This window comes from Lutibacter sp. (genome assembly GCF_040883305.1).
Taxonomy (GTDB): domain Bacteria; phylum Bacteroidota; class Bacteroidia; order Flavobacteriales; family Flavobacteriaceae; genus Lutibacter.
Genome location: NZ_JBFLKT010000191.1, coordinates 1 through 5,100, shown reverse-complemented (window position 1 = coordinate 5,100; position 5,100 = coordinate 1). Strand labels below are relative to the sequence as shown.

4 protein-coding genes are annotated in these 5,100 nt (G+C 32.3%); all 4 read left to right on the top strand.

The genetic code is table 11. From position 1 onward, the window contains the following. Positions 1-1,155 (top strand): hypothetical protein (locus AB1Z17_RS06215; protein ID WP_368050927.1); only part of this gene is annotated, 1,155 nt, incomplete at its 5' end. A 26-nt stretch (positions 1,156-1,181) separates the two neighbouring features. Beyond that, positions 1,182-1,436 carry a DUF4212 domain-containing protein gene (locus tag AB1Z17_RS06210; RefSeq protein ID WP_368050926.1) on the top strand — a complete coding sequence of 85 codons (255 nt, stop codon included), beginning with the start codon at positions 1,182-1,184 and terminating at the stop codon, positions 1,434-1,436. Between the two features lie 26 nt (positions 1,437-1,462). After that, complete coding sequence (locus AB1Z17_RS06205) at positions 1,463-3,154, top strand: sodium:solute symporter family protein (protein WP_368050925.1); 1,692 nt, start codon at positions 1,463-1,465, stop codon at positions 3,152-3,154. A gap of 264 nt (positions 3,155-3,418) precedes the next feature. After that, positions 3,419-5,100: sodium:solute symporter family protein (locus tag AB1Z17_RS06200; protein ID WP_368050924.1), on the top strand; the 1,682-nt coding region annotated here is incomplete at its 3' end.

The window sequence follows — 5,100 nt, the reverse complement described above, 5'->3', positions numbered from 1 at the left end:
TTGTTAATAGCATCAATTGCATTAACAAACTTAGGTTACAGTCAGTCCGATGGGGCAGACAAAAAATTTGGTATTAATTGGAGTGGCTTTGTAAAGGCAGATTTTATGTTCGACACACGTCAGACAGTAAACGCCAGAGAAGGTCACTTTAATATTTTACCCGCAGCTGAAAATCTTGTTGGAGGCGAAGATTTAAACGATCAATCCAATTTTAACATTCTTGCAATTCAATCCAGGTTAAAAGGAGCAATTAGTGGTCCAGATTTTTTTGGAATGAAAACTTCTGGGGTTATTGAAGCAGCATTTTTCGGAAATTCTAATGGAACAACTGGAGAATTAAGATTACGACATGCATTTGTACAATTATCAAATGACAAGGTTGATATTTTAATGGGGCAATATTGGCACCCAATGTTTGTAACTGCAGTTTTCCCAGGAACCTATTCTTTTAATACAGGCGTCCCTTTTCAACCATTTTCAAGAAATCCACAACTTCGTATTACTACAAAAGGGACTATTAAATTTATAGGGGTTCTTTTTACTGAAAGAGATTTTCAAACTCGTGGAGCAAGTGTCAGTCAATCTGGAATACCACAAGTACACGCACAATTACAATTTGGTAAAGCAAGTGCAACTTTGGGAGGTTTAGGTTTTAATTTAAAATCTAGCAGACCTGCTTTAGGTGAAGATAATTTAACAAGTACAGCATTTATAGGATATTTTAGAACAAAATTGGGTGAAGCAACTTGGAAAGCTGAAGCTACTTATGGTCAGAACATGACAGATTTACTCCAAATAGGAGGGTTTGCAACAAATGGAAGTGGTGATTATTTAAATAATGAAACTTTATCTATGTGGACTGAATTTAGTGGCGATTTTTCTGAAACAATGGAATGGGGTTTATTTGGTGGCTATACTGCAAATGGAGGTTTTGGAGAATCAGTAACGTATGTTGATGGGTTTTTGGGCACTGTTGAGAACGCTTTTAGAGTTTCTCCAAGAATTGGATGGAAATCTGGAAGTTTAAAAATAGGTTTAGAAGGTGAATTTACAAATGCACAATATGGATCCATTGCCACAAATGGAGATATTACTTCCACAGCAGATCCTGTAAATAACTTTAGATTACTAACAACAGCAATTTATAAATTTTAATACTAACTATTTTAATATAAACTATTATGTCAAAAAAAGATATGAAAGCATATTGGAAAGAAAATCTTAGGTATTTAGCAATTTTGTTAAGCATATGGTTTTTAGTTTCTTATGTGTTTGGAATTTTATTAGTAGATCAGTTAAACTCCATTAAAATGGGTGGTTTTAAACTTGGTTTTTGGTTTGCACAACAAGGTTCAATGTATGTGTTTGTTATCTTAATATTCGTCTATGTAAAATTGATGAATAAACTAGATAAGAAATATGGAGTTGACGAATAATTAATCTTAAAATAAAAAATTAAATCATGGGAATATTAACATGGACATGGATACTTGTTGGAATTACTTTTGCACTTTATATTGGAATTGCAATTTGGGCTAGAGCAGGATCTTCAAAAGAATTTTATGTGGCCGGAGGAGGAGTTCCTCCAATTATGAATGGAATGGCTACAGCAGCAGACTGGATGTCGGCAGCATCATTTATTTCATTAGCCGGGATTGTATCTTTTACAGGATATGATGGCTCGGTTTACCTTATGGGTTGGACTGGTGGTTATGTGCTTTTAGCACTTTTATTAGCACCTTATTTAAGAAAGTTTGGAAAATTTACAGTACCCGATTTTATTGGTGATCGCTATTACTCGAATACCGCACGTATTGTTGCCGTAATTGCAGCTTTAATTGTTTCGTTTACCTATGTTGCTGGACAAATGAGAGGTGTAGGAATTGTATTTTCACGTTACCTTGAAGTAGATATTAATACTGGAGTTTATATTGGTATGGCAATTGTTTTGTTTTATGCCGTTCTAGGTGGAATGAAAGGAATAACTTATACGCAAGTAGCACAATATTGTGTATTAATATTTGCATTTATGGTGCCTGCAATTTTTATTTCATTTCAAATGACAGGAAACCCAATTCCTCAATTAGGTTTTGGTGGTTCTGGTGAAGATGGTGTATATCTATTGGATAAACTAGATGGTTTATCAACACAACTAGGATTTCATGAATATACTTCCGGAAGTAAATCTATGATCGACGTATTTGCAATAACAGTTGCATTAATGGTTGGAACAGCCGGTTTACCGCACGTAATTGTACGTTTCTTTACTGTTCCTAGAGTAAAAGATGCACGTGTTTCTGCAGGTTGGGCATTGTTATTTATTGCAATTTTATATACAACTGTTCCCGCTGTAGCTGTTTTTGCAAGAATTAAATTAGTTGAAACCGTAAGTAATGCAGAATATGCTGAATTACCTGAATGGTTTGGAAATTGGGAAAAAACAGGTTTAATAAAATTTGAAGATAAAAATGCAGATGGTGTTGTACAATATGTTGCTGATAAATCTGTAAATGAGTTAACAATTGACCGTGATATTATGGTACTAGCAAATCCAGAAATTGCACAATTACCAAACTGGGTAATTGCCTTAGTTGGTGCAGGTGGATTAGCTGCTGCACTATCTACAGCAGCAGGACTCTTATTAGTAATTGCCTCCTCCATATCGCACGATTTATTTAAGAAAATTATAAAACCAGATATTTCTGAAAAAGGAGAATTGATTGCAGCGCGTTTAAGTGCGTTTGTAGCAGTTTTAATTGCAGGTTATTTTGGAATCAATCCGCCGGGATTTGTCGCCGCCGTGGTAGCTTTAGCCTTTGGTTTAGCAGCAGCTTCTTTCTTTCCAGCAATTTTATTAGGTATTTTTGATAAAAGAATGAACAAAGAAGGAGCAATTTCAGGGATGATAGTTGGTTTAAGTTTAATGTTCTTTTATATGGCAAAATACAAACTAGGATGGATTGGTGAAATGCCAGATTCAAGCGAATGGTGGTTTGGAATTTCTCCAGAAGGATTTGGAACAGTTGCAATGGTAGTAAACTTTGTTATATCAATTGCAGTTTCAAGATTTACACCTGCACCACCACAACATGTGCAAGACATAGTTGAAGATATTAGAATTCCTTCGGGCGCTGGTGAAGCAAGTGACCATTAGTTAGTAATTCTTAAAAAAAGCAGTATTTCTATTTTAATACTGCTTTTTATTATATTTAAACTAATTAAATTTTTTGAATGAAAAAAAGACATCAACAAAAACTCATAGTATTAACTATTTTATTACTTAGCTTATTCAACATACCAATTATTTTGTTGTTTGATGCTGAGATTGCTGTTTTGGGGTTTCCCTTAGTATACTTTTATATTTTTGTTGTTTGGATTTTGTCAATTATAATCTCTCATATTATTCTAAGACGTTTTTATGAGTAGTTTTTTAGTAATATCCATTATTATAGTTTATCTAGCTGCAATTTTTTATGTAGCTTATTGGGCCGAAAAAAACTCAAAAAGTAGTTGGGTAAATAATCCTTACGTTTACACATTATCCTTAGCAGTTTATTGTACCGCATGGACTTATTATGGCAGTGTTGGTTTAGCAGCAACTTCAGGAATTAAATTTTTAGCAATTTATGTAGGTCCCGTTATAATTATACCTACTTGGATGCTCTTAATGAAAAAAATCATCCGTATTTCTAAAGGAAATAAAATTTCATCTTTAGCTGATTTTATTTCACTAAGATATGGAAACGATCGTTTTTTAGGTGCTCTTGTAACAATGGTTTGTGTATTGGCAATAGTTCCATACATTTCATTACAATTAAAAGCAATTTCAGAGACTTTCAATGTAATTACTAATCATAATATTGTTGTAAATTCAATAATTAACGACACTACATTTTATATTGCAATTTTATTAGCAGTTTTTGCAGCATTTTTTGGAACACAACATACCGATGCTTCAGAAAGACATAAAGGAATTATTACTGCAGTTGCTTTAGAGTCTATTATTAAACTACTATTTTTTCTTATTATAGGTGTTTATGTAACTTTTTACTTATTTAATGGCCCAAGTGATATTTATCAGCAAGCCTCGGTATTACCAAATTTTAATGCACAGCAAAGTCTAAATGGTTTAGAAGGTGGATTTAACTGGTTTATGCTAAGTATTGTATCTATGATTGCCATTATGTTATTACCAAGACAATTTCAAGTAACAGTAGTTGAAAATGAACGTGAAAAATATCTAAAAAAAGCTACATGGTTATTCCCTTTATATTTATTGTTATTTAACATTTTTGTAATTTTTATTGCTTGGGGAGGAAACATTATGTTTCAAAACCAACAAGTTGAAGCCGATTTATTTACCCTTATGTTACCACTGCAACAAGGAAATGATTTTTTAGCCATTTTAGTGTTTCTAGGAGGTTTTTCAGCAGCCATTTCTATGGTAGTAATTTCTACATTAGCATTATCAACAATGTTGAGTAACAATTTAATTATTCCTTACGGATTTTTAAGAAAATTTAGTAAAGGTGAATCTGAAAAAAATACAGAATCCATTAAAAATATTCGAAGAATATCCATCTTTTCATTAATTATTGTTGCATATTTTTTCTATAAATTTTTCACATTAGACAGATCTTTAGTTTCTATTGGATTAATTTCATTTGTATTAATAGCACAATTAGCACCTTCCTTTTTTGGCGGACTTTTTTGGAGAAGAGGATCAGCTACAGGTGCAAAATTTGGAATTTTAGTTGGATTTTTAGTCACAGTTTATACATTAGTAATACCTTTTACTATTGATTCTCAAGAAATTGCTTCATCTTTTGTTTCTGAAGGATTATTTGGGTTTAGCTTTTTAAAACCGTATCAATTATTTGGCCTGCAAATTTTTGAACCTGTTCCACATGCATTTTTTTGGAGTATATTTTTTAATAGTATAACCTATTTATTGTTATCTGTAAATATTATTGGAAGTTCTAGAGAACGTAATTTTGCAGAAATGTTTGTTGATAGTAGTAAATATGCTTCTTTACACGAAAATGCTTTTGTTTGGAAAGGAGAAGCTTATGTAAAAGATATTAGAAAGGTTTTAACCAG